The following is a 1,190-nucleotide window of genomic DNA, read 5'->3' as shown; positions in this document are numbered from 1 at the left end:
GTCAGCTGACAGGATTTGAAGCGGATCAACTGAAATTGGCTAAGGCGATTTTTTACCAATTAGAGATCATGCACTTTATTCAGTCAGAAACAAAAGAGGTTAAGGTTCCTGCCATTAACTTTGAAAATGATCTACCATCGTTATTATCTATGTTTTCAAGTTTAGATAAGGCGTTATTATCAGATCAAATGGGTTTCTTATTGGGAAATGTGGGTTTTCCAGAAGAAGAATTGAATCAAATAGCCGCAATGAGTACCCGCTTATCGAGCTTATATCAAGATAGTTATGAAACAGTATCTAAGATTGTGAATGGTCATAGTCACATTGGTGTTGGGATCACAAACTATCAAGGTATGACTCAATTGGGTATTTATGCGATAGATGTTTCAGGTAATAAGTTTACCTTGACGATTGCGGGCATACCTTTTTTGAATCAAAAAGCTTTTCGAGATTTGATATGGGTGTTAGTATATCGATATGGCAATGTTAGGTTCAAAAAGAACTAAAGATATAATAAAAGGACAAGTATATGCGTGAAGAAGTGTTGAACTCAATTTTAAGTGAATTGAATGGTACATCAGCGGATATAGAAGCTTCGGCAATTATTTCAACAGATGGTTTGATCATGAGTTCACTCTTGCCTGCAAGTATGGATGAAGATCATGTTGGTGCGATGAGTGCTGCTATGTTATCGTTGGGTGAACGTATCGCTAAAGAATTAGCAAGAGGTGAACTCGAGCAGGTTTTGGTCAAGGGTGCTTCAGGTTATGTGATTATGACATCTGCGGGTAGCGATGCTGTATTATCTGTAATGTGTAAGTCTAATGCTCGTTTAGGGCTGATTTTCTTAGACATTAAAAGAGCATCAGAAGCAATTAAACCGATGTTGTAGAAGTAATATATCAAAACCCACTTTTGCGAGTGGGTTTTTTTGTGCCTTTAAAAAATGAAATATTTTGTATAATGTTTCTTTTGGATGGATAAAGCTATGAAAGAGAAAAAAATTTATCCTCTGATCATTTTGGGATCAGGGCCTGCTGGTTATACGGCAGCACTCTATGCTGCGCGTGCTAATTTAAATCCTGTGATTATTACAGGTATTCAGCAAGGTGGTCAATTAATGACAACGACTGAAATTGATAATTGGCCAGGCGGTGAAGAAGGATTAACGGGGCCCGCTTTAATGACAA

Annotated in this window: 3 protein-coding genes; all 3 read left to right on the top strand. The window is 37.3% G+C overall.

Features of this window, described 5'->3' with window-relative positions; all coding sequences use genetic code 11:
* A partial coding sequence (locus BZK14_RS07775) for a hypothetical protein (protein ID WP_077925954.1) occupies positions 1 to 506 on the top strand: 506 nt, incomplete at its 5' end.
* Positions 507 to 529: 23 nt separating this feature from the next.
* Positions 530 to 892, top strand: a complete 363-nt coding sequence (locus BZK14_RS07770; protein WP_077925953.1) for a roadblock/LC7 domain-containing protein — start codon at positions 530 to 532, stop codon at positions 890 to 892.
* A 96-nt stretch (positions 893 to 988) separates the two neighbouring features.
* A partial coding sequence (locus BZK14_RS07765) for an NAD(P)/FAD-dependent oxidoreductase (RefSeq protein ID WP_143691406.1) occupies positions 989 to 1,190 on the top strand: 202 nt, incomplete at its 3' end.

Source organism: Wohlfahrtiimonas larvae, from assembly GCF_002006755.1.
Classification (GTDB): domain Bacteria; phylum Pseudomonadota; class Gammaproteobacteria; order Cardiobacteriales; family Wohlfahrtiimonadaceae; genus Wohlfahrtiimonas; species Wohlfahrtiimonas larvae.
The sequence above is the reverse complement of the archived record's forward strand: the minus strand, read 5'-3'. Positions and strand labels throughout refer to the sequence as shown.

Bases quoted from the DNA above. Each gene is read 5' to 3' on its own strand.
- BZK14_RS07770 (WP_077925953.1), top strand. From the start codon at position 530: ATGCGTGAAGAAGTGTTGAACTCAATTTTAAGTGAATTGAATGGTACA.